Genomic DNA, 26,314 nt, shown 5'->3' on the forward strand with positions numbered 1-26,314 from the left:
ACCGGGCGGGGGAACCCGGGGACATGCGCAGCGAGCTGCGCACATGCAGTACGTTCGGGGCATGTCCCAGCCCGCCAAGTCCTCACGTACACCAGCTACGCCCGACGCACCGGAGAGTGCCGCCGGCAGCCGCGCCGCCGCCCAGCGGCTCAAGATGCGCCGGGAACTGGCTGCCGCGGCGATGGAGCTGTTCGCGACCAAGGGGTACGAGGCGACCACCGTCGACGAGATCGCGGCCGCGGCCGGGGTCGCGCGCCGCACCTTCTTCCGGCACTTCCGTTCCAAGGAAGAGGCGATCTTCCCGGACCACGACGACACGTTGATCCGGGCGGAGGCGGTCCTCAACGCCGCCCCCGCGCACGAGCACCCGCTCGACACGGTGTGCCGCGGCATCAAGGAAGTCATGCGGATGTACGCGGCCCGGCCCGAGATCTCGGTCGCCCGCTACAAGCTGACGCGCGAGGTGCCCACCCTGCGCGAGGCGGAGATCGCCTCGGTGGCCCGCTACGAGCGGCTCTTCACCCGCTACCTGCTCGGCCACTTCGACGAGCACGCACACGACGACGACGCCAACGACGACCCGCTGCTGGCCGAGGTCGCCGCGTCCGCCGTGGTCACCGCCCACAACCACGTCCTGCGGCGCTGGCTCAGGGCCGGCGGGCAGGGGGACGTCGAGGCGCAGCTGGACCACGCCTTCTCGATCGTACGGAAAACGTTCGGGTCGGGCATCGGGGCCGGACGGGACGCCTCGCACCGGCCGGCCCCCGCTTCCCTGGCCTCGCACCGGGAGGTGCTGGTGACGGTGGCCAGGACCGACGCGCCGCTCGACGAAGTGATGCGCACTATCGAGCAGGCGCTCAAGGAACGCTCCTAGCGGCCTGCCTCACGGGCGCGAACCGAGCAGCGAGCCCCGGGTCCGCCCTCCCCGTCGGCAGGCCGGCCACCAGCCGTCCCGTCGCCGTGGCCGGCATCAGGCCCAGCATGTTGTGGCCGGTGGCGAGCAGGCCCCCGGGGGCGGCCCGGGACCGGTCCGATCAGCGGGAGGCCGTCCGGGGTCATCGGGCGCGGTCACATCCACTCCTGCTCACGTCGGCCGCAGTCCGCGCCCGGCAGACCAGGGCCGCGCCGCTGCCACACGACTCGTACGGGGACGCGGCGCCGGCACTGCGTACCGGGCCCCGGATTGAGCCCAACCGGCGCTTCGTCGCCGTCGCCGATCTTCGGGTGCCGCAGCTGGTGGCGATGGCTGTGCGCCAGGAGCGTGCGGTCCGGCGTTTCATCTGTGGAGCGGCTCGCCGAGCCATTCACCCAGTTGACCACCCCGTAAGGACGGTTCACCACCCGGCTCAACCACGCCTTGGAGCGAGGCGCGCTCGCACTGGCCGGACGGGCCGGCACCCGGCTCCGTCGAACACCAGCGAGTCCCAGAACGATACGTTGACCTGCATGTCTAGTACCGTCACCGGCCAAAGCCAACTGCGGCGGAGACGGCCAGAGACCCTGCTAACTAAAGCGTCAATAGTATCCTGCGCCAGAAATGACGATACTAAATCTGTCTCAGGTTCCAGTGGTCGGTGGGTTGATTTTGGTGAGGTAGCCGGCGAGGGAGTTGAGGATCTCGTCGGCGGTCTTGTTTCCAGGTGAAGAGCACGAGGACCCCGAGACGCCATGAAAGCAGCCTGCAGACTTGGTCTCGTCATTTCTGGCGCATCACACTAGGTCGGCAGACGGCAAGGCGTACGCGGTCTCACGCGAACCCGCCCCTCGCAATCGAACAGCGGGGTAACACCAGACTGACGCTGTCAAGTGGGAAACGACTCAATCTTGACTCGTATTTATGGAACCTCATGCCCGTGTCACAGAATCGACCTTGGGGCCCACGGCGCACGCGACAAGGAAGTCCCGCTCGACGCGCCCGCTGTGAAAGTCCCAGCCGGGTGCGGCCCGGCACCGCCACTGGCCGCCGCCCGGCGAGGGCCGCAGACGCAGCTGTGAGAAGTCCAGGGCCAACCCGGTCCCCAGCGCCTTCGCATAAGCCTCCTTCAGCGTCCACAGGCGCACCAGCCGCTCGTTCCGATCTGCCGACGCCAGTACCCGCAGCTCCGCAAGTTCCTCCGGGTGACCGATCCTCTCGGCCAGCCCCGGGAGCAGCAGTGACCGGTCCCGCGCCTCGACGTCCACCCCAATGCGCCGGTCCTGGGCGACACCGACCAGGAGCAGGCCGGCGGTGTGGCTGATTCCCACGTCCAGTCCGGTCGGCTTGACGCACTCCAGTCTTCCGTACGTGCCACGAGTCACCAGCACTTGCCCCGGTTCGGTACCACTCACGGCGGCCACGGCCCGGCGCAGCAGCAGCCTGGAACCCAGCAGCCGTGCCCGGACGGCGGGTTCGCGTGCGGTGCGGTACCGGTCCAGGTCCGCGCCGAGCAGGTTACGCGAGGGCGAGACCGCAATGGCCGCCCACTCGTCGAGCCGCCCGTAGCACACCGTGTAGCCGCGCCGTAGTGCGTCCTCATGGAGGCTCCGCCACGGCGTGCGCGCGTGCGGTCCATCCTCTGCGGGGAGCACCGGGCCGATGCACAGCAGGGAGTCCGCAATCGCTGCGTCCGGGTCCGTCATGACCGTTCTCCTTCGCCGCCGTCTCCAGGCACCGGGTGCCTGCGCGGAGTGCATGCCCGCGTACCACCGTTGTATCGGCTCGTCCGGTCGGCGTGCAGGTCGCGGAAGTGGAGTGGACCGTCACAGCGGGCTCACCGGCCCTGCGCTTCACCGCTGGTCGGCGCTGCCCTCTGTGGCTCCTGTTCCCGTGCTGTGCCCGGCTCACTCGCCACTCGCCCGGCCTAGTGTCATGAGTCTTTGATTCGGTTCAGATATCCGGCGATGCGTTCGAAGATCTCGTCAGCGGTCTTCGTCCATACGAAGGGCCTCGGATTGTCGTTCCAGTCTGCGATCCAGGCCCGGATGTCCTTTTCCAGGGCTTGGACGTTCTGTGGACGCCACGCCGTATCTGCTTGTCCGTCAGCAGTGCGAACCAGGGCTCCACTTGGTTGAGCCAGCACGAGCTGGTCGGGGTGAAGTGCATGTGGAACCGGGGATGGGCCAGCAGCCACTTCTGGATAGCGGGCGTCTTGTGAGTGGCGTAGTTGGCCTGGCACCCCCGTGCGCTTCGCGGTCGGTTCGATTCCCCGGAAACCCGCCGTCATGCGGGCCACCACCACGGTGGTCCTGGACAGGCGAAACCGGGCCGAGGTGACTGTGCGCGCGGTGGCGAGGATCGCCTCCCGATGGCACCTTGGGTCTGTCGGGAATCCCACCGCACACCGTCGACACAACAGGACTCGCGCGAACCCTGTGGTACGCAGCCTCGGCGGTCAGTCGCCAGCCTGGTACCGCATCCAGGCCCTGGCCCGGGCCTCGATTCGTGCCTGTAGCCCGCTCCGCCCGCTCCGTGTTCGTCCGGCCGGGCCGCGAGCCAACGGAGGATGCCAGCCGCGAGCCAACGGAGGATGCCATGTCGGTGATCGAAAAAGCCCAGGGGGTCGACAAGCCGCACGAGTTCGTCGGCGTCTGCCTGGCCTGCGCCGACGCTGCTGCCGCCGAGCAGGAACGGCAGATCCCAATGTCCGTGAAGTGCATGAGGGCCAAACGCTGGCTCGCCGCCGTTCCCGGCAGACGGGGTACGACGCGCCTAGGACGATGGCTGTCATCGACGCGACGCGCACCACCCTGCGGGCGATACCGACACCTGCGGAGAACGCAAGGGGACGGAGTGCTGCGCGTTGTCCGCGAAAGCCTACCGGGAGACGGAGAAGCCGCTCGGAGAGCTGATCCGGCAGATGCGGTCGAGCGGGGTGGCGAAGGGCTGCCCGGGGGTGAAAACGCCCAGCGCGACAACCCCCGCTGCAGCGGCGACGAGCGCTGGGTGCGGCCTTCCGGGGAACGCCTGCCTTCGACGTTCGCCTCAGTCCGCTTTGCGTCTCCTCTTCACGGCTGCCCAACAATGAATCCCTGGACGGCACTTGGTGCCGCTCCGGTTTCGTACCGCACGGAGCATCGACTGCGGAAAGGACAACCCGTGCCGCAGCTGTTTCAGCACAGGACGTTGACGGACGCCGTACGCGAGGGCGTGGAAGAGCATCCCGAGCGAGCCGCGTTCGTCTATCTGCACGAGGACGGCCGGGACATGCGGCCCGAAGAGCTCAGTTACGCGGCGCTGGACCGGCGGGCCCGCGTCGTGGCGACTCAGCTCCGGCAGGAGTCCAAGGGCGACCCGGCGCGCCCGGTTCTGCTGCTCTTCCCTCCGACGCTGGAGTTCGTCACCGCCTTCCTCGGCTGCTTCTACGCAGGCCGTACGGCGATCCCGGCGCCGCTGCCCGACGAACCGGGCGAGCGGCTGGCCCGTGTCAGCGGCATCCTGCGGGACGTTTCGGTGGGCGCGGTGCTGACGCTGCCCGCCTACCGGCAGGCCATCAGTGCGTGGCTGGCGGCTTCCGGGGAGCAGGACATCGTCTGCCTGGCCGCCGACGCGGACGAGCCCACCGATCCCGAGCTGTGGCGCCCGCCCCGGGTACGGGCGTCGGACCTGGCCTTCCTCCAGTACAGCTCCGGTTCCACCAGCGAACCCAAGGGTGTAATGATCACGCACGCCAATCTGGCCGCCAATCAGGAGGCCATCCGTGCCGCCATGCGAACCCGGCCGGGTGTCGTGGCCGGCAGCTGGCTGCCGCTCTACCACGACATGGGCCTCATCGGGATGACCCTGCACCCCCTGTGGGTGGGCGGCACCAGTGTGCAGATGTCACCGGCCTCGTTCATCAAGCGTCCGTATCGCTGGCTGCAGATGATCCACGACTTCCGCGTCGAGGGCACCGCCTCGCCCAATCTCGGCTACGACTTGTGCACCCGGCGCATCACCGAGGAGCAGTCCGCCGGGCTCGACCTGTCCAGTCTGCGGGTGGCGCTCAACGGTGCCGAGCCGGTTCGCGCGGCCACCATCCGAGCCTTCACCTCCCGTTTCGCCGCCAACGGCCTGCGTCCGCAGGCGCTGCTGCCCAGCTACGGGCTGGCCGAGAGCACCCTGCTGGTCTGCGCCGGCGATCCGGACACCCCGCCCGTCGAACTGCGCGTGGACGCCCAGGGCCTGGAGCAGGACGAACTGCTGTCCGCCCGGGTCGGCCACGCCACCAGGGTCCTCGTCGGCTGCGGCCGTCCGACGGCCACCGAGGTACGGATCGTGGACCCGACGACTCTCCAGTTGCTGCCCGACGGCCAGGTCGGTGAGATCTGGCTCCGCGGCCCCTCGGTGACCGACGGCTACTGGAACCGGGCCGATCTCACCGACGAGACCCTCCGCGCCACGACCGCGGACGGCCGGACGGGATACTGCCGCACCGGTGACCTCGGAGCCCTGCTCGACGAGGAGCTCTACGTCACTGGGCGGATCAAGGAGATGCTCATCCACCACGGGCGCAACCTCTACCCGCAGGACATCGAACAGGCCGTCCAGGAGTCAGAGAACGCCTTCCGGCGCGGCGGCGGTGCGGTGTTCACCGTCACCGACGCCGCCACCGACTGCGCCCATGTGGTCGTAGTGCAGGAACTGCGCACCCAGGCCTGCGGCGAGGCCGGGACGGCCGAACTGGCCACCGCAGTTCAGTCCCTGCTGAGCCGGCAGTTCCAGCTACCCGCCGCGAGCGTGGTCCTGGTGCACCCCGGCGGGATCCGCAAGACCACCAGCGGCAAGACACAGCGCACGCTCATGCGGCAGCTCTTCCTCGGTGGCGCCCTGCCCGTCCTGCACCAGCACCTGGAGCGGCCGGTCGCCGCCCTGCTCGCCCACGCCGAGGGTGCCCCCGCCACCCTCCGGTGACCGCCCCCAGCAGCTGAGATCCGAAGGAGAAGTACGCCATGGGCATCGCCCCGGAAACCCACACCGCCCCCGAACTCGAACTCTGGCTCACCGACCGGGTGGCCTTCCACCTGCAGAAGTCCCCCGAGGAGATCGACCCGGGCACACCGCTCGCCGACTACGGCATCGACTCGGTCGCCGCGATCAGCATCTGCGGCGAGATCGAGGAGCACTATCGCCTGCCGGTCTCCCCCACCATCGCCTACGACTTCCCAACCGTCCGGGCGATCAGCAACCATCTCTCCGAGCGACTGGCCGACGCGATCCCGAACGGCACGGACCCACACGGAGACAGGTCATGACCCAGCGCGAACCCATCGCGGTCGTCGGTCTCGACTGCCGGTTCCCCGGTGCCCGCGACGCCCACGAGTACTGGGCCATGCTCATGGACGGGCGGGACGGCACCGACCGCGTCCCCGAACAGCGATGGGACGCCGACCGCTACCACACCGCTCCCTTGACCGCACCGCGCAGCGCCTCCCAGGCCCAACCACCCAGCCACACCAACACCGTGCGCGGCGGCTTCATCGACGACCCGGACGCCTTCGACCCCGGTTTCTTCGGGATCCCGCCGCGCGAGGCCGCCGCAATGGACCCGCAGCAACGGCTGCTGCTGCAGTCCGCCTGGCGGGCCATCGAGGACGCCACGATCGCCCCCGAGGACCTGGCCGGCACGGCCACCGGCGTGTTCGTCGGTGTGATGGCCAACGAGTGGGCGTACCTGCAGCTCACCGACTACGACCGGATTACCGCCCGCTACGGCTCCGGCAACGGCTACTTCATGGGAGCCAACCGGGTCTCGTACCACCTCGACCTCCAGGGCCCCAGCCTGGCCGTGGACACGGCCTGCTCCTCCTCTCTCGTCGCGGTCCACCTCGCGGTGAACTCGCTGCGCTCGGGGGAGAGCGACTACGCCCTGGCGGCCGGCACCAACCTGATCATGACTCCAGTCATCAACATCTTCTACACCCAGGCGGGTCTCTCGGCGCCCGACGGGCGGTGCAAGCCCTTCAGCGCCGCGGCCGACGGCATCGGCCGAGCCGAAGGGGTCGCTGTGCTGGTGCTGCGCCGACTCAGTGACGCGCTGGCCGACCGGCAACCGGTGTACGCCGTACTGGAGGAGACCGGCATCAACCAGGACGGGCGCAGCAACGGAATCACCGCGCCCAATCGCTGGGCGCAACAGCGGCTCATCGAATCGGTCTGGCAGTCGGCCGGGGTCACCGCCGACGACATCCGGTTCATCGAGGCGCACGGCAGCGGCACGCTGCTCGGCGATCTGATCGAGGCTCAGGCGCTCGGCCACCTGACGAGTGGGCGCAGCGGCGGCAGTGTCGCGCTGGGCTCGGTCAAGAGCAACTTTGGGCATGCCGAGGGCGCTGCCGGGATCGCCGGGCTCATCAAGGCCGTACTCGCCCTGCACCACCGCACCGTGCCGCCGAGCCGGTTCGCGGACGACGAGAACCCCAAGCTGGAGCTGGCCCGGCACCGGCTGACGCTGCTCAGGTCGCCGCTGCGGCTGCCGCCCGGCACCGTGCACGCCGCGGTCAGCAGTTTCGGCATGGGCGGCACCAACGCACACGCCGTGCTGGCCTCGGCGCCCCGCGCCGTGCACCGCTCCCGGGGCGGCACGCCGGGCGTGTTCACCGTTTCCGCCCGCACAGCCGAGCAACTGCGTCCCAATCTGCTGGCGCAGGCCGAATCCCTGGCCCGCCGCCCCGAAGGCCAGCTGGCGCAACTGTGCTGGACCAGTAACCGGGTCAAGTCCCGGTTCCCGCACCGGGTGGCCGTCGCGGCTGGGGACCTGCCCGGGCTGGTGACGGGGCTGCGTGAGGCGGCGGAAGACCTCGGCGAGCCGTCCCCGGCCGGCGGGCGCCGGGCCGCGCCCTCGGTGGCGTTCGCCTTCGCCGGACAGGGCGCACAGCACCCTCGTATGGCCGCGTCCTGGTACGAGTCCTCCCCCGTCTACGCACGGCTCTTCGACGAGATCGACAAGGTTCTCAGCGCCCACACCGGACGGTCCGTACGGGACGCGGTGCTCGACGGAGATACTGATGTGCACAGGGCACGGCTGGCGCAGCCCGCGCTGTTCGCGGTGGAGTACGCGATGGCGGGCACCCTGGCCGAGGCCGGGATCAGGCCTTCGTACGTCATCGGGCACAGCATCGGCGAATTCGCCGCCGCATGCGCGGCCGGCGCGCTCGATCCGACGGACGCCGCCATGCTGGTCGCGCGGCGCGGGGCGCTGATGGAGGCACTGCCCGGCGGAGGCGGCATGCTCGCGGTGAGCCTGGGCGCCGCGGATGTGGAACCGATGCTGACCGGGCGGCAGCGGCTCGCCCTCGCCGCGGTCAACGGCCCGGGCAACACGGTGGTCGCCGGAGATCTCGCTGAACTGACCGCGTTGGGAACAGAGTTGGCCGAGCGCGGGGTGTTCGCGCGGCCCCTCACCGTCTCGCACGCCTTCCACTCCCCGCTGATGCGGCCCATGGTGGAGGAGTTCCGCCGAGAGTGCGCGGGCGTGGCCGGTCGGCGGCCCGCGCTGCCCTTCTTCTCCACCGTGTACGGCCGGAGGCTGGCCGACGAGGAAACCATGGACGCGGGCTACTGGGCGGGGCAGATCACCGCGCCGGTACGGTTCGCCGAGGCCGCCGCCGCGCTCTTCGCCGCCGGTGCCACCCATGTGGTGGAGATCGGCCCGCGCGCCATCCTCACGCGGCTGCTCGCCCGGCTGCGGCCGGAGGGTGGCCACCCGGTGAGCTGCCACGCGGCACACCCAGGAGAGCGGGCCCCCCGGTACCGGCCGCAGCAACTGCTCGGCGAACTGTGGTGTGCGGGTCTCGCACCGGACTGGGACGTGCTGTACGCCGAGTCGGACCGGGTACCGCGCCGACTGCCACCTTACGTCTTCGACGACTCGTTCCGCGCCTGGCGTGAAGGCGGGGCCCCCGGAGTTCCTGAACTGTCGGCGCCTGTTCCCTCCCGTGCCGCGGGCACGGCGGCCGCGCCCGCGGCACCGCCCATCGCGGACCTCGGGGGCCCGTGCCCGCCGGCCACGGCAGGCGAACTCCCCCCGGCCATCACCGAGCTGACGCACCGTCTGGTGTGCAGGGTCGGCGGGCACGCTGCCTCCCTGGTGCACGACCATTCCCGGCTCCACGAGGACCTGGGCTTCGACTCGATCCAGGTCATGGAACTGAAGACGCGGATCGAGAACGAGCTGCCGCAGCTCGGCACGCTACCGGTCGAGGAGCTGCTCGCCAGCCTGCGGACCGTGGGCGACCTCGTGCGGTATCTGGGGGACCGCGCCGCCGAATCCCCGGCTCCGTCACCCGCCGAGTCCAGCGCCTCGGCCCCCGCCGCCGCTTCGGAAGGACCGCATCGATGACCGCACCCATCGCGCATCTCGCCTCGGTCGGCACCTGCCTGCCCGGGGAACCGGTGGACAACGCGACCCTGGCCAAGCTCGTCGGTGTGGACGAGCAGTGGGCCGAGATGTTCATCGGCAACACCAGCCGGTACTTTGCCGTCGACCTGGCCACCGGGCAGGTACGGCACAGCCTCGCCGACATCGCCGCGACCGCCGGTGACCGGGCGCTGATGGAGGCCGGGCTGGAACCGACCGACATCGACTGCATCGTCATGGGCACCGCCACCCCCGACCAGCTGATGCCCGCCACGGTGAATCTGGTCGCGGACCGGCTCGGCATCGACAACGTGCCCACCTACCAGCTCCAATCCGGCTGCGCCGGTGCGGTGCAGGCAGTGGACGTGGCCCGCACCCAGCTTCTCGCCGGGCAGTGTTCGACGGTGCTGGTGATCGGCGGCGATGTGTGCGCCAAACACCTGGAGACGGACTTCGACCCGGGCTCGCGTACCTCCGCCGAACTCGTCAACTACGCGCTCTTCGGGGACGGGGCGGGGGCGGCGGTGCTCAGCACCGAGCTCCTGGGCCACGGCATCGTGGTCCGTCAGGTGCTCAACCGGCTGGTGGGCCTGGGCAAGGAACCGGGCCAGGTCATCGACTGGTTCGGGCTTGGCGACCGGCACGGCGACCGCGCGGCGATCTTTGAGGACTACAAGGCGATCGAGGAGATGGTGCCGGTGCTGGCCACGCAGATTTTCTGGGAGCTCCTGGACGATCTGGGTTGGACCGCCGACCAGGTGGATTATCTGCTGCCGCCGCAGCTCTCCGGCCGGATGAGCGACCGCATCTCGGCGGCCATGCCCGCCCCCGACGTCCCCCGGATCAATGTCGTACGGACCGTCGGCAACAACGGGAACGCCCTGCCGTTCCTCCAGCTCGACGCGTTGCTGCGGCAGTGGGAGGGCCCCGGGCGGGCCGTCACCATCGCCGTCGAGTCCAGCAAGTGGATCAAGTCCGGCATCGCACTGGAGCGCTCATGACCACGACCGAGGACCGCCTTCCTGGCCCCACCACCGTGGACGGCGGCGCCCCGGCCGGGGCGTGGTACGACCCGGGGGCCTTGCGCGAGCTGCGCGATCTGCACCGGGCGGGCCGTCTGACGGCGGAGTACGGATCGGTGCGGGCACTCCTGTCCCGCATGCCGGCGAGCGATCTGCCGCCTGCGGGCCAGTTGCTGGCCCGGCTCGACACCGACGAAATACGGGATCACCATCCCGGCGTGTCACTGGTCACCGTCGCCGTCACCGGCCAGTCGACTGTAGCCCCGCTGGTGGCGCCGCTCACCGCCGAACTGGCCCGGCACGGACTGATGCTCGACCCAGTGGTCTCCCCGTACGGCGCCTACCTCCAGGACCTGATGCGGCCCCCGAGTCCTGCGAAGGGTGACCGGGAACCGCGGCTCACGCTCTGCCTGCTGGACCCGCACACGGTCTTTGAGGAGGTGACGGTGCCCTGGCGGGTCGAGGACGTCGAGGCCGCAGCCCGGGCCAGGCTCCTTCTCATCGGCCGGGCCGTGCAGGCCCACCAGGAGAACGGCTGCGGTCCCCTGCTGCTCAACACAGTTCCGCTGCTGCGCCGGTACACCCATCAATTGGTCGATCTGCGGTCCCGGGCCCGGCTCGGGGCGGTGTGGCGCGAGTTCAACAGCGGGCTGCTCGCCCTCGCCGAGGAGCATCCCGGGGTTGTCACCGTGGATCTCGATCCACTGGTGGCCGAGGGCGTGGGCGCGTACGAGCCGCGCACCGCGCTGTACGCCAAGGCCAGGCTCTCCGCGGGGCTGCTGGCCGGGTACGCCAGGGAGGCCGCCCATGTGGTGCTCGGCTACCTGGGCAGAACCCGCAAATGCCTGGTCCTGGACCTGGACGGGACGCTGTGGGGCGGGGTGCTCGGCGAGCACGGCCCGGCCGGCATCGAACTCGGCTCGGGACTGCGGGGCGAGGCGTTCCAGGAGTTCCAGCGGATCCTCAGGCAGCTCGGCGCGCAGGGCGTGCTGCTCGCGGTGAGCAGCAAGAACGACGGGGAGGAGGTGCGCAGGACGCTCCTCCACCACCCCGCGATGGTGCTGCGCGAGGACGACTTCGTGTGCGTCGACGCCAACTGGTCGGCCAAGCACGACAATCTGCGGAACATCGCCGCCCGGCTCGGGATCGGCCTGGACAGTTTCGTCTTCGTCGACGACAGCATCTTCGAGTGCGGCCTGGTCGGTGAGCAGCTGCCCGAGGTCGCCGTAGTCCGAATCGACGAGGAACCGGCCCTGCATCCGTCCGCGCTGCTGGCCGACGGCTGGTTCGATGTGTTCGAGCTCACGGAGGCCGACCGGAAACGGGCGGGCCGCTACCGTACGGAGGCCCGGCGGCAGGAGTTCCGCGAGGACTTCGACTCGTACCAGGACTATCTGGACGGACTCGGGATCGAGATCGCGCTGCGGGCCCCAGAGGAGTCCGAGGTGGCGCGGGTCTCCCAGCTCACGCTGCGCACCAACCAGTTCCATCTGGCCACCGAGCGGCTGCACGTACCGCAGTTGGCAGCGTGGGCGGAGCGCCCGGGCCACACCGTGCTGGTGGTGGGAGCCCGCGACCGGTTCGGCGACCACGGTGTGGTCGGCGCCCTGTTCCTGCGCCGCGACGGTGACGAACTGCGCATCGACAACTTCGTCCTCAGCTGCCGGGTCTTCTCGCGCGGCATCGAGAGCGGGTGCCTGAGCGCCGTGCTTGAGCACGCGCGGGACTCCGGGGCGAGCGCTGTGACCGGCCGCTACCTGCCCAGTCCGCGCAACTCCGCCTTCGCCTCCTTCTACGCCGACCACGGCTTCGCCCACGTTCGCACGGACTCGGACGAACCCGACGCCGTCTTCTTCCGGCACGACCTGCGCACTATCGCCCCAGTTCCCGCCCATCTGCGGCTGCACGCCGTGTTCGGGCCTTTCGAGGGAGACCCGATATGACCACCGCCATCGCCGGCATCGCGGAGTTCCGCACGCTCCTGGAGGAGGAACTCGGTGTGCACGTCGCGTCCGAGAACCTCGACCGGCCCCTGGACGACTTCCCCGAGTGGGACTCCGTGCATCTGCTGCGGCTGGTTACCGTCGTAGAGGGCCTCACCGGACGGCGTGTCCAAGTGGCGGAGCTACTGGAGGCGACAACATTCCGGCAGATGTACGACGTGTTGGCGCGATGACGGCCACCGAGCCCCGTCCCGCCCAGTGCGTCACCTCGGAGCAGCGCGCGTGCGTGGCTGCCTTCGGCCGCCGGCGCATCCAGGGACGCGACATCACCCGGCTCGATATCCCCTTCGACTACGCCGGTTTCGTTTGCTGGACCACCGGGCTCTCCACGCGGCACAGGCTGCCGCTGCTGATCGTACTGGGCGGCATCGCCGACACCGAGGAGCAGCGGGTGCCAATGCCGGCGGATGCGGACCGGCTCGGGGCAGCCGTCATGGTCACGGAGCTGCCTGGTGTTGGCGAGGACACCCTCACATACGGATCGGACAGGCCTCGTATCCTCGCGTACCTCTTGGACCTGCCCGAACGGGTCGGCGACACCTCGCCCACATGTGTCCTGCTGGAACGGACGCTGCCACAGCTCGGGCTGATGGAACAGGATGTGCTGGGCGGGGAGCCGGAGCGGGCGGCCGATACCCGGCTGTGGCTGGTGTCGCAGGCGGTCCTGATGGCCGGTACGGCGGGCGGCATACGGCGGGCCGCGTCCGCGCCCGCTCGGGTCCGTCGGGCGCGCCGCGCCTTCCCCCAACCGACCGCCGGAGACCGCGCATGACGACCATCACGCCGACAGCCGCCCTCCCCCGGGCGCCCCACCAGGACGCCCGGCTACGGCTGTTCTGCTTCCACCACGCAGGCGGCGGTGCCTCGTTCTTCGGCTCGTGGCCGGACCGGGTGCTGCCCGGGGTCGACGTACTGCCGGTGCAGCTCCCCGGCCGGGAGTCCCGCTACGGCGAGCGCCGCTACCACGACGCCGGGGAGGCCGCGGACGCCCTCGGCCGGGAACTCGCGCCCTGGCTGGAAGGGCGCTGGGCCGTCTACGGGCACAGCATGGGCGCCCTGCTGGGCTTCGCGCTGGCGGCGGCACGGGTGCGGGCCGGGGAGCCGGGGCCCGAGGCGCTGTTCGTGGGCGCGTACGCGCCGCCGCATCTGACGCCCCCGCTACCCTCGCCCGACCGCCACGGGGACGCGGAACTGGCCCGGCTCCTGGTGGACATCGGGGGCATGAACCCCCAGTTCCTGGGCCGTGACGACTGGTTGCGGGTGCTGCTGCCCGTCGTCCGGGACGACCTGCGGATCTGCGCGAGTCACCGGCGCGCCGGGCTGCCGGACGCGGACGACGGACAGGCGCGGCTGCCGCTGGACATCGAGGCCTTCGCGGGCACCGACGACCCCCTCGTGGACCCGGCCGCGGTGCGGGCCTGGGAGCGGTACGGGCGGAGCTTCCGGATGACCTCGGTGCCCGGCGGTCACTTCTTTCCGCGCGAGGCGCCCGACGCGTTCTTCGACCGGTTCAACCGTTCGCTGGCCCGGCTCCTCGCAGAGCCGGCCGAACCACCTGCGGAACGCGGCTGATCCGACGGTCGATGTCGTTCATGAGATGCCTCCCAGGGGCGCGGTGCAGCCGTCGGTGCCGCGCACGAGGGGTAGCTCGAACTCCTCCAAGGCGGTTTTGATGTCCGCGAGCAGATCGGCCGCCTCGGCACCGTCCACCACGCGGTGGTCGAAGGCTAGGTTGAGCCGCATCACCGGGGCGATCACCACCTGACCATCGCGCGCCACCGGCCGGTCGGTGATCTGTCCGAGGCCGAGCGTGATGGTGGTACCGCCAACGGAGTGGAAGCCGTTGACCGGCCGGTGGCAGAGCGCGGAGACGGCGAGCGTGCCCATGACCCGGTGCCGGCCAGTGAGCGAGCGGACGGTCCGCCGTAAGGCCACCGATCCCAGCAGCGTGGGCAGTCGCTGCAGTCGGCGGACCACCGCGAACTCGGGCATCACTCCGGCGTCGCCGCTGCGGTAATGCGCGAGCCGACCCTGGATCTCGTCCAAGTCGGCCACGTCGGCTCCCTTGAGTAGCGCCGCCAGGACGACCCGCTCACCGTCGATCGTCTTGTCCAGGGCGACCTTCACATCGACCCGGTCGTACGTCACGATCCGTGGGCGAAGTCCGCCGCGGATCGCCGCGTTCGCCTTCGGGTGAGCCGCGAGGGCGCGGGCGGCCGCCAGAACGGTGAAGGCGACCGCGGAGTACCGACGACCGCTCTCACGTGCGGCTTCGCGCAGTTCCTGGACCCGAGACATGTCGACGTCGGTGTCCAGGAAGACCGGGGCGAAGCCGCGGAGCGTCTGCAGGAAGTAGAAGGTGTGGCGCCGCTGCCGGGCCAAGGGCCGGACGGTCATCGGGCCACTGCCGGCTCGTAGACGTGGGCCCGGTTGGGGCCTCTATGACCTCCGGGAGGGACAGGCACCTCCGGGAGGGACAGGCGCCGTCCGGTTTCCCGCTTCAGGACCGTCAGCAGCCACATCACGTGGAGGGAGTCCCAACCGGGCACCTCGTCCACGCTGCGGCGGAGGTCCTCGCTGGTGGCCGGGAGCCGAGCTGGTCACCGATCAACTCGTCGAACTCTCCAAGACTGTTCAACGTCTCTCCCTGCGATCGATCAGACGGATGTGGTCGGGCATGGCCGGCAACTGGTCCAGCCGATGGCGGAACGTCGCCGACCTGTCGTCGCCGCCGGTCTCCTCGAACCTTAAGGGCGGGGCGGAGGCCCCGCACTTTGGTGTCCTTGGTGGTGGCGTGGTGCCTGGCCTCGACCGCGTCTGGTCGCAGCCCGCCGATCCCGGTACGTGTCAAGTAGTTCCCAGGGGCTGTTGGGCGTTTGATCGATCATCGCTCATTTGTTACGTAAAGATTTCGCGTGAGCGCAATCTCTGGCACTCAGTGCCTTGCGGGGTGACACGGGGTGTCATACGTTGGAGATGTCCGGGCGGCCGGCGTGCAGAGACCTTTCGTACGCCGGCTGTCCCAGCAAACCATCGGTTCGCTCGCCCGGACGCCTGCGTCACAGGCAACCTTCCGCGCCACAACGCGCTGCCGAACAGCACCACCGCCGAACCGACGGCACTTTCCCACCCACCCTCAGCAGCACCGACGTAACCCTCAGCGTCTTCCCTCAAGACGCCATTCGCCGGAGGCAAACCGTGACCGTGAAGGACATCCTGGACGCGATCCAGTCGCCGGACTCGACGCCGGCCGACTTCGCCGCCATGCCGCTCCCCGAGTCGTACCGCGCGATCACCGTGCACAAGGACGAGACGGAGATGTTCGCGGGCATGCAGACCCGCGAGAAGGACCCGCGCAAGTCGCTCCACCTGGACGACGTGCCACTGCCCGAGCTGGGCCCGGGCGAGGCCCTGGTGGCCGTCATGGCCTCCTCGGTCAACTACAACTCGGTGTGGACCTCGATCTTCGAGCCGCTGTCGACCTTCGGCTTCCTGGAGCGCTACGGCAAGGTCAGCGAGCTCACCAAGCGGCACGACCTGCCGTACCACATCATCGGCTCCGACCTCGCGGGCGTCGTCCTGCGCACCGGCCCCGGCGTCAACGCCTGGAAGCCCGGCGACGAGGTCGTCGCGCACTGTCTGTCCGTCGAGCTGGAGTCGTCCGACGGCCACAACGACACCATGCTCGACCCCGAGCAGCGCATCTGGGGCTTCGAGACCAACTTCGGCGGCCTCGCCGAGATCGCCCTGGTCAAGTCCAACCAGCTGATGCCCAAGCCGGACCACCTCAGCTGGGAGGAGGCCGCCGCTCCCGGTCTGGTCAACTCCACCGCCTACCGCCAGCTGGTCTCCCGCAACGGCGCCGGCATGAAGCAGGGCGACAACGTCCTCATCTGGGGCGCGAGCGGCGGACTCGGCTCCTACGCCACGCAGTTCGCGCTGGCCGGCGGTGCCAACCCCATCTGTGTCGTCAGCAGCGAGCAGAAGGCGGACATCTGCCGGAAGATGGGCGCCGAGGCGATCATCGACCGCACCGCCGAGGACTACAAGTTCTGGAAGGACGAGCACAACCAGGACCCGCGCGAGTGGAAGCGCTTCGGCAAGCGCATCCGTGAACTCACCGGCGGCGAGGACGTCGACATCGTCTTCGAGCACCCCGGCCGCGAGACCTTCGGCGCAAGCGTTTACGTGACCCGCAAGGGCGGCACGATCGTCACCTGCGCCTCGACCTCCGGGTACAACCACGAGTACGACAACCGCTACCTGTGGATGTCCCTGAAGCGGATCATCGGCTCGCACTTCGCCAACTACCGCGAGGCCTGGGAGGCCAACCGGCTCATCGCGAAGGGCAAGATCCACCCGACCCTGTCCAAGGTGTACTCCCTGGAGGACACCGGGCAGGCCGCCTACGACGTGCACCGCAACCTCCACCAGGGCAAGGTCGGCGTGCTGTGCCTGGCGCCCGAGGAGGGCCTGGGCGTGCGCGACGCGGAGAAGCGCGCGAAGCACGTCGACGCCATCAACCGCTTCCGGAACATCTGAGGTCACAGATGACAGAGCGTCAGAAGGACCGGCCGTGGTTGATGCGGACCTACGCCGGTCACTCCACGGCCGAGGCGTCCAACGAGCTGTACCGGCGCAACCTCGCCAAGGGCCAGACCGGCCTGTCGGTGGCGTTCGACCTGCCGACGCAGACCGGCTACGACTCCGACCACATCCTCGCCCGCGGCGAGGTGGGCCGGGTCGGCGTGCCGATCGCGCACCTCGGTGACATGCGCCGGCTGTTCCAGGACATCCCCCTGGAGCAGATGAACACCTCGATGACCATCAACGCCACCGCCATGTGGCTGCTGGCGCTCTACCAGGTCGTCGCGGAGGAGCAGGGTGCGGACATCACCAAGCTCCAGGGGACGACCCAGAACGACATCGTCAAGGAGTACCTGTCACGGGGCACGCACGTGTTCCCGCCGGTGCCCTCGCTCCGCCTGACGACGGACATGATCGCGTACACGGTCTCCCACATGCCGAAGTGGAACCCGATCAACATCTGCAGCTATCACCTGCAGGAGGCGGGCGCCACGCCGGTCCAGGAGATCGCGTACGCGATGTCCACGGCGGTCGCCGTGCTGGACGCCGTCCGGGACTCCGGCCAGGTGCCGCAGGAGCGTATGCGTGACGTCGTCGGCCGTATCTCCTTCTTCGTGAACGCGGGCGTCCGCTTCGTCGAGGAGATGTGCAAGATGCGCGCCTTCGGCCGCATCTGGGACCAGGTCACCCGCGAGCGCTACGGCATCGAGGACCCCAAGCACCGGCGCTTCCGCTACGGCGTCCAGGTCAACTCCCTCGGCCTGACCGAGGCGCAGCCGGAGAACAACGTCCAGCGGATCGTCCTGGAGATGCTGGCCGTGACCCTCTCGAAGGACGCACGCGCGCGTGCCGTTCAGCTGCCCGCCTGGAACGAGGCGCTCGGCCTGCCCCGCCCCTGGGACCAGCAGTGGTCGCTGCGCATGCAGCAGGTGCTCGCGTACGAGAGCGACCTGCTGGAGTACGCCGACATCTTCGAGGGATCGAAGGTGATCGAGGCCAAGGTCGGCGAGCTGGTCGAGGAGTCCCTCACCGAGATGGAACGGATCGAGGGGATGGGCGGCGCGATGGCCGCCGTCGAGTCGGGCTACCTCAAGTCTCAGCTGGTCGCCTCGCACGCCGAGCGTCGGGCCCGTATCGAATCCGGTCAAGAGAAGATCGTGGGCGTCAACGTCTTCGAGACGACCGAGCCGAATCCGTTGACGGCCGACCTCGATACGGCCATCCAGACGGTCGACCCCGCCGTCGAGGCGAGGGTCATCGCCTCCCTCCAGCACTGGCGTGACACCCGGTACCAGCCGCCCTTCAACCACCCGCGCCCCTGTAAGGCGCTCGAGAAGCTCAAGGAGGCCGCCAAGGGCACCGCCAACCTCATGGAGGCCACCCTGGAGTGTGCCCGCGCGGGCGTCACGACCGGCGAGTGGGCGGGGGCGCTGCGGGAGGTGTTCGGCGAGTTCCGGGCGCCGACGGGCGTGTCGTCCGCGCCGGTCGCCGTGGCCGCCGAGGAGGGCAGCGCGATGGCCGACGTGCGCCGCAAGGTGACCCTGACGGCGGCCGACCTCGGCGTCGGCAAGCTCCGCTTCCTGGTCGGCAAGCCCGGCCTGGACGGGCACTCCAACGGCGCCGAGCAGATCGCCGTGCGGGCCCGGGACGCCGGTTTCGAGGTGGTCTACCAGGGCATCCGGCTGACGCCCGAACAGATCGTGGACGCGGCGATCGCGGAGGACGTGCACGCGGTGGGCCTCTCGATCCTCTCCGGATCGCACGCCCAACTGGTGCCGGACGTGCTGGATCGGCTGCGTGTGGCCGGTGCCACAGATATACCGGTGATCGCCGGTGGCATCATCCCCAATGGTGACGCCGAGCAGCTCAGGGCCGCCGGAGTGGCCGCGGTCTTCACCCCGAAGGACTTCGACATCACCGGAATCATCGGCCGCATCGTCGACGAGATCCGCAAAGCGAACAAGCTCGACCCCCTGGAGGTCCCCGCATGACCGTCAACCGTCTTCGCCCGCGGCGTTCCTGCCTGGCTGTACCGGGCTCGAACCCCCGCTTCCTGGAGAAGGCGCAGGGCCTCCCCGCGGACCAGGTCTTCCTGGACCTGGAGGACGCGTGCGCGCCGCTCGCCAAGCCCGAGGCGCGGCACACCATCGTCAAGTTCCTCAACGAGGGTGACTGGACGGGCAAGACGAGGGTCGTGCGCGTCAACGACTGGACGACCGAGTGGACGTACCGCGATGTCGTCACGGTCGTCGAGGGCGCCGGCCCGAACCTCGACTGCATCATGCTGCCGAAGGTGCAGGACGCCCAGCAGGTGGTCGCGCTGGACCTGCTGCTGACGCAGATCGAGAAGACCATGGGCTTCGAGGTCGGCCGGATCGGCATCGAGGCGCAGATCGAGAACGCCCAGGGCCTCAACAACGTCAACGAGATCGCGCAGGCCTCCGCGCGCGTCGAGACGATCATCTTCGGCCCGGCCGACTTCATGGCCTCGATCAACATGAAGTCGCTGGTCGTGGGCGAGCAGCCGCCCGGCTACCCGGCGGACGCCTACCACTACATCCTGATGAAGATCCTGATGGCGGCCCGCGCCAACAACCTCCAGGCGATCGACGGCCCCTACCTGCAGATCCGCAACGTCGAGGGCTACCGCGAGGTCGCCCAGCGCGCCGCGGCCCTCGGTTTCGACGGCAAGTGGGTGCTGCACCCGGGTCAGGTCGAGGCGTCCAACGAGATCTTCTCGCCCTCCCAGGAGGACTACGACCACGCCGAGCTGATCCTGGACGCGTACGAGTACTACACGTCCGAGGCGGGCGGCAAGAAGGGCTCCGCGATGCTCGGCGACGAGATGATCGACGAGGCCAGCCGCAAGATGGCCCTGGTGGTCTCCGGCAAGGGACGCGCCGCCGGCATGCAGCGCACCAGCAAGTTCGAGATCCCGGAGGCGTGACGGCCATGCAGTTCGGACGTACGTACGAGGAGTTCGAGGTCGGGGCCGTCTACAAGCACTGGCCCGGGAAGACGGTCACGGAGTACGACGACCACCTCTTCTGCCTCCTCACCATGAACCACCACCCGCTCCACATGGACAGCAACTACGCGGAGAAGACGACCGACTTCGGCAAGAACGTCGTCGTCGGGAACTACATCTACTCGCTGCTGCTCGGCATGTCGGTGCCGGACGTCTCCGGCAAGGCGATCGCCAACCTGGAGATCGAGTCGCTCAAGCACGTGGCGCCGACCTTCCACGGCGACACGATCTACGGCGAGACGACCGTGCTCGACAAGTGGCCGTCGAAGTCGAAGAACGACCGCGGCATCGTCCACGTCGAGACCAAGGGCTACAAGCAGGACGGCACGCTGGTGTGCGTGTTCCGCCGCAAGGTGATGGTGCCGACCGAGACGTACATCAAGGAGCGCGGCGGCGAGCAGCCCGGCCGGCCCCAGCTGAGGGAGCAGGAGAAGTAGTCATGGCGCGACTCGCCCAGACCGCCGGTCTGACCGACATCCAGCAGGAGATCCTCTCCACCGTCCGCGACTTCGTGGACAAGGAGATCCTCCCGGTCGCGACCGAGCTGGAGCACCGCGACGAGTACCCGCAGCAGATCGTGGACGGCCTCAAGGAGTTGGGCCTGTTCGGCCTGATGATCCCCGAGGAGTACGGCGGTCTGGGCGAGTCGCTCCTGACGTACGCGCTGTGCGTGGAGGAGATCGCCCGCGGGTGGATGTCGGTGTCCGGCATCATCAACACCCACTTCATCGTGGCGTACATGCTCAAGCAGCACGGCACCCAGGAGCAGAAGGACCACTTCCTGCCGAGGATGGCGGCCGGCGACATTCGCGGCGCCTTCTCGATGTCGGAGCCGGCCCTCGGTTCGGACGTCTCGGCGATCACGTCGAAGGCGGTCAAGGACGGTGACGAGTACGTCCTGACCGGCCAGAAGATGTGGCTGACGAACGGGGGGACGTCAAGTCTGGTGGCCGTACTCGTCCGAAGTGACGAAGGACACCCTGAGGGCACCGCGCCCCACAAGTCGATGACCACCTTCCTGATCGAGAAGGAGCCCGGCTTCGGAGAGGTCCGCCCCGGCCTCACCATCCCCGGGAAGATCGACAAGATGGGCTACAAGGGCGTCGACACCACCGAGCTCATCATGGATGGCCTGCGCCTTCCCGCCGATCGGGTGCTCGGCGGCGCCACGGGCCGAGGTTTTTACCAAATGATGGACGGCGTCGAAGTCGGCCGCGTCAACGTGGCGGCGCGTGGCTGCGGCGTCGCCCAGCGTGCCTTCGAACTGGGTGTCTCCTACGCCCAGCAGCGGCACACTTTCGGCAAGCCGATCGCCCAGCATCAGGCCATCCAGTTCAAACTGGCGGAGATGGCTACCAAGGTCGAGGCCGCCCATGCGATGATGGTGAACGCGGCACGCAAAAAGGACTCCGGTGAACGAAACGACCTTGAGGCTGGGATGGCGAAGTACCTCGCCTCCGAGTACTGCAAGGAGGTCGTGGAAGACGCTTTCCGGATCCACGGCGGCTACGGCTTCTCCAAGGAGTACGAGATCGAGCGCCTCTACCGAGAGGCTCCGATGCTGCTGATCGGTGAAGGTACCGCCGAGATCCAGAAAATGATCATCGGTCGCAGGCTGCTCGAAGAGTATCGATTCCAAGGCTAGATGTCGGGTTTGGGGTGTTTTCTTCGAGAAGAAGATCACACCCCGTCAACACGCTTCAGCCGCCGACTCGGCTTCCTGGCTTGCCCAGTTGTGGCCCGCGACCGGTACGATCCCGGGAAAGCCGCCGTCCCCCTCCCGCAGCGCGGCATCATCCGCTACGAAGGTCATCCATGCCCCACAGCCAAACCTCTGCACCTCGCGACAGCCTGGCAGGCGTACGCCTGGCGCGCGGAGCATCGCCGTGGCTCCTCCCGACCGTCGCCACCGCAGCCCTCAGCCTGGTACGCGCGCGCAAGTCCGGCGCCGCCAAGGCCGTCGCCGTGCCCGCCACCGCGCTCGCGGCGGGCATGCTGTGGTTCTTCCGCGACCCCGAGCGCGAGATCACCCAGGGCCGGGTCATCTCGCCCGCCGACGGCGTGGTGCAGAGCATCATGCCGTGGAAGGACGGTCGCACCCGCGTCGCGATCTTCATGAGCCCGCTCAACGTCCACGTCAACCGCGCGCCGCTCTCCGGCACGGTGGCGTCGGTCGAACACATCCCTGGCGGGTTCGTTCCGGCGTTCAACAAGGAGAGCGAGAACAACGAGCGCGTAGTCTGGCATTTCGACACCGAACTCGGTGACATCGAGATGATCCAGATCGCCGGCGCGGTCGCTCGCCGTATCGTCCCGTACGTGCCCCAGGGCACCAAGGTCGAACAGGGTGACCGGATCGGCCTGATCCGCTTCGGCTCGCGTGTCGACATCTACCTGCCCGAGGGCGTGGAGGTGGCGGTCGAGGTCGGTCAGAAGACCGTGGCTGGGGTGACTCGCATTGACCGTGATTGATCCGGAGACCCAAACGGGCTGGGTGCCTGAGGCGGACGAGGTGGACGAAGAGGAGGAGATGCCCCTCTCTCTGCGCCTCTCAATAGCGGACACGCTCACCCTCGGCAACGCCACGTGCGGCTTCATGGCGGTGTACTTCACCACCACCGGCATCCTGATCCCGCACCTCACCGGCAGCCAGGAAACCGGCATGGCCCGCCACAGCGCGGCCACGGCGGTCATCCTGATGCTGTGCGCGGCGGTCTTCGACCTCTTCGACGGCCTGGTGGCACGAAAGCTGCGCTCCTCCCCCATGGGCGCCGAGCTGGACAACCTGTCGGACCTGATCAGCTTCGGCCTGGCCCCGGCGTACTTCGTCCTGGTGTACGGCATGGTCGCCGACGACGCGCACCAGCGGGTGGCGGCGGTCGGGGCGATCGTGGTGCTCCTGGCGGTGGTGCTGCGGCTGGCCAGATTCTCCTGCGTGACGGTGAAGGACGGCACCTTCCAGGGCATGCCCTCGCCGTTCGGCGCGCTGACGGTGGTCTCGATCGTGCTGCTCGAGCTGCCCTTCGTGGCGACGCTTCTCGCGATCCTCGGTACGGCCTGGCTGATGGTGAGCCGGGTCGAGTACCCGAAGCCGCGGGGCCGTCTCGCGGTGGCGATGCTCGCCTGGATCGTCCTGTCCATGGGCCTCCTGGCGGCCTGGGCGTTCGACGCCCCCAGCGGCCAGCTGCTTCTGCAGACGGGCTGCGCGCTCCAGCTGGTCATGGGCGCGGTGATCCCGCTGTTCGCCACGGCCCGCCGGGTGAACAACTTCCGGGACAACCGGCGCGAGGCGCGGGCGGCACAGCTGCCGTAGCGGTCGTACGACAGACAGTGTGAACAGGGTGAAGGGCCCCGAGCCGATCGGCTCGGGGCCCTTCGCGTGTTCCGGGGCGCCGCTCAGGTCAGGAAGTCCCGCGCGATCCCCTCCGCCACCCGCTCCAGGATCGGGCCGGCCTCGGCGATGCACTTGGCCACGTCCGGCTCGGCGTCCGTCAGCGGGTAGGCCCGGCGGATGCCGGCCCGGCCCAGGGCCTCCGGCGGCAGGGCGAGCCGTCCGCAGACCGCGATGACCTCCTTGCCCTGCGCCCGGGCCGCGGCCGCCACGCCCGCCGGGGCCTTGCCGTGCAGGGTCTGCTCGTCCAGGGAGCCCTCGCCGGTGATCACCAGGGTGGCCTTCTCCAGAGCCGGCCCGAAGCCCAGGACGTCGAGCATGACCTCGATGCCGGGACGGAAGCGGGCGCCGAGAAGCAGAGCCCCGTATCCGATGCCGCCCGCGGCGCCCGCGCCGGGCGAGGCGGCGTACTCGGCGGCCTTCGCGCCGATCGACCGCTCCAGCACCTTCGCGTAGTGCGCGAGCGCCGCGTCCAGCGCCTGCACGTCGTCCGGCGAGGCGCCCTTCTGCGGGCCGTACACCGCCGGTGCGCCCTTCGGGCCGGTCAGCGGGTTGTCGACGTCGCTCGCGAGGACGAACTCGACGGAGGCGAGCCGGGCGTCCAGGTCCGTCAGATCGGCCGAGGCCAGGTCCGCCAGGCCCCCGCCGCCCGGGGCGAGGGGCTCTCCCTCCGCGTCCAGGAACCGCGCGCCGAGCGCGGAGAGCATCCCGGCGCCCCCGTCCGTGGTGGCGCTGCCGCCGACCCCGAACACGATCGTCCGCGCCCCCGCGTCCAGCGCGGCCCGCAGCAGCTCTCCTGAGCCGTACGTGGACGCCGTGAGCGGTGCGAAGACGCCCGCGGGCAGCCGCTGCAGCCCGCTCGCCTCCGCCATCTCCACGACCGCCGTGTCGCCGCGCAGCGCGAAGGCGGCCGTCACCTCCTGCCCGAGAGGGCCGGCGACCCGTACCTCGCGCCGCTCGAATCCTGCCGCGACCGCCGCGTCCACCGTTCCGTCGCCGCCGTCGGCCACCGGCAGCGAGTCCACGTCGAGGCCCGGTACGGCCCGGCGCAGCCCGGCCGTCACCCGCTCGGCGACCTCCATGGCCGTCAGCGAGCCCTTGAACTTGTCCGCGGCGATGAGCACCCGCGCTCCGACCCGGGCCTTGTTCACTGCAGCGTTCGCCACCTTGTTTTCCCCTTGCTCTCCGGGCCCCACGCATGTCAAGGGGCCAGTCGCGCCGCTGCGACCTTAACCGGGGGACGCCTGCGCCGTCATGCCCCGACCGGCCCCTGGGACAAGCCTGAAGGATGCCTGTGCGGACGGCCGAACGCCGCGCGGCCGTCCCCGGAATTGGGTAAACCGGAGCTATGACCCCTGTGGGCACCGAGCACGAGCTCGCCGACCGCGTCCTCGGGGGCTGGCTGGGCCGGATCGCGGGCAACATGCTCGGCAAACCGGTCGAGCAGGGCGACCTGTGGACGCGGGACCGGATCGACCGCTATCTGCGGCAGGCCGCCGCGCTGCCGCTCACCGACTACCTGCCCGAGCCCGTCGGCGAGAGCGACGGCTTCGAACTGCGCCCCGAGTGGCGCCAGTGCGTGCGCGGCCGCATCCACGGCAGCTGCCGCGACGACGACGTCGACTACGCCATCCTCGGCCTCGACCTCCTGGAGACCCACGGCTTCGCCTTCAGCACCGAGCAGGTGGGCGACCTGTGGCTGCTGCGGCTGCCCTATCTGCAGACGTTCACGGCGGAGCGGGCCGCCTATCGCAACCTCGCCAACGGGCTGAAGCCGCCGCTGACGGCGACGTACGACAATCCGTACCAGGAATGGATCGGGGCCCTCATCCGCGCCGACATCTACGGCTGGACCCGCCCCGGCGCCCCGCGCCGCGCCGCTTCCCTCGCCCGCCGGGACGCCGTGCTGTCCCACTCCGGCAACGGCGTGTACGGCGCGATGTGGGCGGCGGCGCTGGTCTCGGCGGCGTTCACGGCGCACAGCGTGCGGCACGCCGTCGACGAGGCGCTGGCCGTCATCCCGGGCAGCAGCCGCCTCGCCCGTACCGTACGGCGGGTCGTGTCGCTCCACGCCACCCGGATGACCTGGGAGGACACGCTCACCACGGTGGCCGAGGAGACCGCCGGGCTCGGCTGGATCCACACCATCCCGAACGCCGCCGTCCTCACCGCCGGGCTCCTGTACGGAGACGGCGACTTCACCCGCACCATCACGCTCACCGTCCGCGGCGGCCTGGACACCGACTCCAACGGCGCGACCGCGGGCTCGGTGACCGGCGTGCTGACCGGGGCGGACGCCATCCCGGCCCAGTGGAAGGACCCGCTGGAGGACACGGTGCGCAGCGCGGTGTTCGGCTTCGACGGGGTGCGGATCAGCGAGCTGGCGGAGCGGACGCTGCGGCTGGCGCAGGCGGCGGAGTCCTAGCCGAGGGAGGCGGAGGTGGGGTTGCGGAAGCTGGATACCCTTCCTTGATGACCTCCACTGAAGACTTCGCCACGTACATCGCGGGTCTCCCGCGTGTCCTGGCCGGCGCCGCCGCCCTCTTCCGCGACGCCGAGGGCCGGGTGCTGCTCGTCGAGCCCAACTACCGCGAGGGCTGGGCGCTTCCGGGCGGCACGATCGAGTCCGACCAGGGCGAGACACCGCGGCAGGGCGCGCGCCGCGAGACGTTCGAGGAGATCGGCCTGGACCGCGAGCTCGGCCGGCTGCTCGCGGTGGACTGGGTGCATGGGATGGCCCGCCCGCCGCTGGTGGCGTATCTGTACGACGGCGGGGTCCTCGGCGAGAACGACTTCAAGGCGATCCGCCTGCAGGAGGAGGAACTGCTGTCCTGGCGGATGGTCCCGCGCGGGGAACTCGCCGAGTACCTGCCCGGCGCCCTGGGCCACCGCGTCCTGACCGCGCTGGAAGTGCTCGCGGCGGGCTCGGGGACAGCGGAGCTGGAGAACGGGCACCGGGTGGGCTGACA

At 69.8% G+C, this 26,314-nt stretch carries 21 protein-coding genes and 1 pseudogene; 18 read left to right on the forward strand and 4 right to left on the reverse strand.

What is annotated here, in order from left to right; genetic code table 11:
* The first annotated feature begins 61 nt into the window (after positions 1-61).
* Positions 62-874: a TetR family transcriptional regulator gene (locus tag AC5P09_RS21135; protein WP_493875388.1), complete on the forward strand. Its 813-nt coding sequence runs from the start codon at positions 62-64 to the stop codon at positions 872-874.
* Positions 875-1,845: 971 nt separating this feature from the next.
* Here AC5P09_RS21135 and AC5P09_RS21140 read toward each other — a convergent pair.
* Together AC5P09_RS21140 and AC5P09_RS21145 are read right to left on the reverse strand one after the other, a co-directional pair.
* Positions 1,846-2,619: a 4'-phosphopantetheinyl transferase family protein gene (locus AC5P09_RS21140; protein WP_493875389.1), complete on the reverse strand. Its 774-nt coding sequence runs from the start codon at positions 2,617-2,619 to the stop codon at positions 1,846-1,848.
* 227 nt (positions 2,620-2,846) lie between these two features.
* Positions 2,847-3,145: pseudogene (locus AC5P09_RS21145) on the reverse strand (IS630 family transposase); the annotation flags it as partial.
* Between the two features lie 930 nt (positions 3,146-4,075).
* Between AC5P09_RS21145 and AC5P09_RS21150 the strand changes: the two are divergent.
* From AC5P09_RS21150 to AC5P09_RS21185, 8 genes are read left to right on the forward strand one after another with little or no spacing between them, the layout of a single operon-like run.
* Complete coding sequence (locus tag AC5P09_RS21150) at positions 4,076-5,869, forward strand: fatty acyl-AMP ligase (protein ID WP_493875390.1); 1,794 nt, start codon at positions 4,076-4,078, stop codon at positions 5,867-5,869.
* Between the two features lie 38 nt (positions 5,870-5,907).
* Positions 5,908-6,210, forward strand: coding sequence for an acyl carrier protein (locus tag AC5P09_RS21155; RefSeq protein WP_493875391.1), 303 nt, complete (start codon positions 5,908-5,910; stop codon positions 6,208-6,210).
* Positions 6,207-9,296 (forward strand): type I polyketide synthase, encoded by a 3,090-nt coding sequence (locus tag AC5P09_RS21160; RefSeq protein WP_493875392.1) that lies wholly within the window; start codon positions 6,207-6,209, stop codon positions 9,294-9,296. The genes AC5P09_RS21155 and AC5P09_RS21160 overlap by 4 nt, the downstream gene beginning before the upstream one ends.
* Entirely contained in the window at positions 9,293-10,315 is a 1,023-nt protein-coding gene (locus AC5P09_RS21165; RefSeq protein WP_493875393.1) for a 3-oxoacyl-ACP synthase III family protein, read from the forward strand. Before AC5P09_RS21160 ends, AC5P09_RS21165 begins: the two co-directional genes overlap by 4 nt.
* Entirely contained in the window at positions 10,312-12,279 is a 1,968-nt protein-coding gene (locus AC5P09_RS21170; protein WP_493875394.1) for an HAD-IIIC family phosphatase, read from the forward strand. Before AC5P09_RS21165 ends, AC5P09_RS21170 begins: the two co-directional genes overlap by 4 nt.
* Positions 12,276-12,512: an acyl carrier protein gene (locus AC5P09_RS21175; protein WP_493875395.1), complete on the forward strand. Its 237-nt coding sequence runs from the start codon at positions 12,276-12,278 to the stop codon at positions 12,510-12,512. Before AC5P09_RS21170 ends, AC5P09_RS21175 begins: the two co-directional genes overlap by 4 nt.
* Complete coding sequence (locus AC5P09_RS21180) at positions 12,509-13,111, forward strand: hypothetical protein (protein WP_493875396.1); 603 nt, start codon at positions 12,509-12,511, stop codon at positions 13,109-13,111. Before AC5P09_RS21175 ends, AC5P09_RS21180 begins: the two co-directional genes overlap by 4 nt.
* The gene (locus tag AC5P09_RS21185; RefSeq protein ID WP_493875397.1) at positions 13,108-13,911 is read left to right on the forward strand and encodes a thioesterase II family protein; all 804 of its coding nucleotides are present in this window, start codon (positions 13,108-13,110) and stop codon (positions 13,909-13,911) included. The genes AC5P09_RS21180 and AC5P09_RS21185 overlap by 4 nt, the downstream gene beginning before the upstream one ends.
* Positions 13,912-13,929: 18 nt before the next feature.
* On the opposite strand, the gene AC5P09_RS21190 is transcribed toward AC5P09_RS21185, so the two are convergent.
* A complete protein-coding gene (locus AC5P09_RS21190; protein ID WP_493875398.1) occupies positions 13,930-14,736 on the reverse strand; it encodes a 2-oxo acid dehydrogenase subunit E2 in 807 nt (268 codons plus the stop codon).
* Between the two features lie 807 nt (positions 14,737-15,543).
* Here AC5P09_RS21190 and ccrA point away from each other — a divergent pair.
* The 7 genes from ccrA to pssA all read left to right on the forward strand — a co-directional run bounded on the left by ccrA (position 15,544) and on the right by pssA (position 23,267).
* The gene (gene ccrA, locus AC5P09_RS21195; RefSeq protein ID WP_493875446.1) at positions 15,544-16,881 is read left to right on the forward strand and encodes a crotonyl-CoA carboxylase/reductase; all 1,338 of its coding nucleotides are present in this window, start codon (positions 15,544-15,546) and stop codon (positions 16,879-16,881) included.
* A gap of 8 nt (positions 16,882-16,889) precedes the next feature.
* Positions 16,890-18,917: a protein meaA gene (locus AC5P09_RS21200; protein WP_493875399.1), complete on the forward strand. Its 2,028-nt coding sequence runs from the start codon at positions 16,890-16,892 to the stop codon at positions 18,915-18,917.
* Positions 18,914-19,873 carry an HpcH/HpaI aldolase/citrate lyase family protein gene (locus AC5P09_RS21205; protein WP_493875400.1) on the forward strand — a complete coding sequence of 320 codons (960 nt, stop codon included), beginning with the start codon at positions 18,914-18,916 and terminating at the stop codon, positions 19,871-19,873. Before AC5P09_RS21200 ends, AC5P09_RS21205 begins: the two co-directional genes overlap by 4 nt.
* A 5-nt stretch (positions 19,874-19,878) precedes the next feature.
* Positions 19,879-20,391, forward strand: a complete 513-nt coding sequence (locus tag AC5P09_RS21210) for a MaoC family dehydratase (protein WP_067442528.1) — start codon at positions 19,879-19,881, stop codon at positions 20,389-20,391.
* Between the two features lie 2 nt (positions 20,392-20,393).
* On the forward strand, positions 20,394-21,599 hold the full coding sequence (locus AC5P09_RS21215) for an acyl-CoA dehydrogenase family protein (RefSeq protein ID WP_266449956.1): 1,206 nt from the start codon (positions 20,394-20,396) through the stop codon (positions 21,597-21,599).
* Positions 21,600-21,769: 170 nt separating this feature from the next.
* On the forward strand, positions 21,770-22,426 hold the full coding sequence (locus AC5P09_RS21220; protein WP_266449955.1) for a phosphatidylserine decarboxylase: 657 nt from the start codon (positions 21,770-21,772) through the stop codon (positions 22,424-22,426).
* Positions 22,427-22,448: 22 nt separating this feature from the next.
* Entirely contained in the window at positions 22,449-23,267 is an 819-nt protein-coding gene (gene pssA / locus AC5P09_RS21225; RefSeq protein ID WP_266453019.1) for a CDP-diacylglycerol--serine O-phosphatidyltransferase, read from the forward strand.
* A gap of 83 nt (positions 23,268-23,350) precedes the next feature.
* Here pssA and AC5P09_RS21230 read toward each other — a convergent pair whose 3' ends face one another.
* Complete coding sequence (locus AC5P09_RS21230) at positions 23,351-24,469, reverse strand: glycerate kinase (protein WP_493875447.1); 1,119 nt, start codon at positions 24,467-24,469, stop codon at positions 23,351-23,353.
* Between the two features lie 224 nt (positions 24,470-24,693).
* On the opposite strand from AC5P09_RS21230, the gene AC5P09_RS21235 reads away from it, so the two are divergent.
* Positions 24,694-25,770: an ADP-ribosylglycohydrolase family protein gene (locus AC5P09_RS21235; RefSeq protein WP_493875401.1), complete on the forward strand. Its 1,077-nt coding sequence runs from the start codon at positions 24,694-24,696 to the stop codon at positions 25,768-25,770.
* Positions 25,771-25,817: 47 nt separating this feature from the next.
* Entirely contained in the window at positions 25,818-26,312 is a 495-nt protein-coding gene (locus AC5P09_RS21240; RefSeq protein WP_493875402.1) for an NUDIX domain-containing protein, read from the forward strand.
* Positions 26,313-26,314 lie beyond the last annotated feature (2 nt).

The sequence above is a fragment of the Streptomyces sp. a15 genome, from assembly GCF_059026085.1.

What these genes read in the sequence shown, in the direction of transcription:
- AC5P09_RS21180 (WP_493875396.1), top strand. Translation starts at nt 12,509, where the DNA reads ATGACGGCCACCGAGCCCCGTCCCGCCCAGTGCGTCACCTCGGAGCAG.
- AC5P09_RS21185 (WP_493875397.1), top strand. Translation starts at nt 13,108, where the DNA reads ATGACGACCATCACGCCGACAGCCGCCCTCCCCCGGGCGCCCCACCAG.
- AC5P09_RS21160 (WP_493875392.1), top strand. Translation starts at nt 6,207, where the DNA reads ATGACCCAGCGCGAACCCATCGCGGTCGTCGGTCTCGACTGCCGGTTC.
- AC5P09_RS21220 (WP_266449955.1), top strand. Translation starts at nt 21,770, where the DNA reads ATGCCCCACAGCCAAACCTCTGCACCTCGCGACAGCCTGGCAGGCGTA.
- AC5P09_RS21135 (WP_493875388.1), top strand. Translation starts at nt 62, where the DNA reads ATGTCCCAGCCCGCCAAGTCCTCACGTACACCAGCTACGCCCGACGCA.
- AC5P09_RS21190 (WP_493875398.1), bottom strand. Translation starts at nt 14,736, where the DNA reads ATGACCGTCCGGCCCTTGGCCCGGCAGCGGCGCCACACCTTCTACTTC.
- AC5P09_RS21155 (WP_493875391.1), top strand. Translation starts at nt 5,908, where the DNA reads ATGGGCATCGCCCCGGAAACCCACACCGCCCCCGAACTCGAACTCTGG.
- AC5P09_RS21200 (WP_493875399.1), top strand. Translation starts at nt 16,890, where the DNA reads ATGACAGAGCGTCAGAAGGACCGGCCGTGGTTGATGCGGACCTACGCC.
- AC5P09_RS21235 (WP_493875401.1), top strand. Translation starts at nt 24,694, where the DNA reads ATGACCCCTGTGGGCACCGAGCACGAGCTCGCCGACCGCGTCCTCGGG.
- AC5P09_RS21210 (WP_067442528.1), top strand. Translation starts at nt 19,879, where the DNA reads ATGCAGTTCGGACGTACGTACGAGGAGTTCGAGGTCGGGGCCGTCTAC.
- AC5P09_RS21165 (WP_493875393.1), top strand. Translation starts at nt 9,293, where the DNA reads ATGACCGCACCCATCGCGCATCTCGCCTCGGTCGGCACCTGCCTGCCC.
- AC5P09_RS21170 (WP_493875394.1), top strand. Translation starts at nt 10,312, where the DNA reads ATGACCACGACCGAGGACCGCCTTCCTGGCCCCACCACCGTGGACGGC.
- AC5P09_RS21175 (WP_493875395.1), top strand. Translation starts at nt 12,276, where the DNA reads ATGACCACCGCCATCGCCGGCATCGCGGAGTTCCGCACGCTCCTGGAG.
- AC5P09_RS21240 (WP_493875402.1), top strand. Translation starts at nt 25,818, where the DNA reads ATGACCTCCACTGAAGACTTCGCCACGTACATCGCGGGTCTCCCGCGT.
- AC5P09_RS21215 (WP_266449956.1), top strand. Translation starts at nt 20,394, where the DNA reads ATGGCGCGACTCGCCCAGACCGCCGGTCTGACCGACATCCAGCAGGAG.
- AC5P09_RS21140 (WP_493875389.1), bottom strand. Translation starts at nt 2,619, where the DNA reads ATGACGGACCCGGACGCAGCGATTGCGGACTCCCTGCTGTGCATCGGC.
- AC5P09_RS21205 (WP_493875400.1), top strand. Translation starts at nt 18,914, where the DNA reads ATGACCGTCAACCGTCTTCGCCCGCGGCGTTCCTGCCTGGCTGTACCG.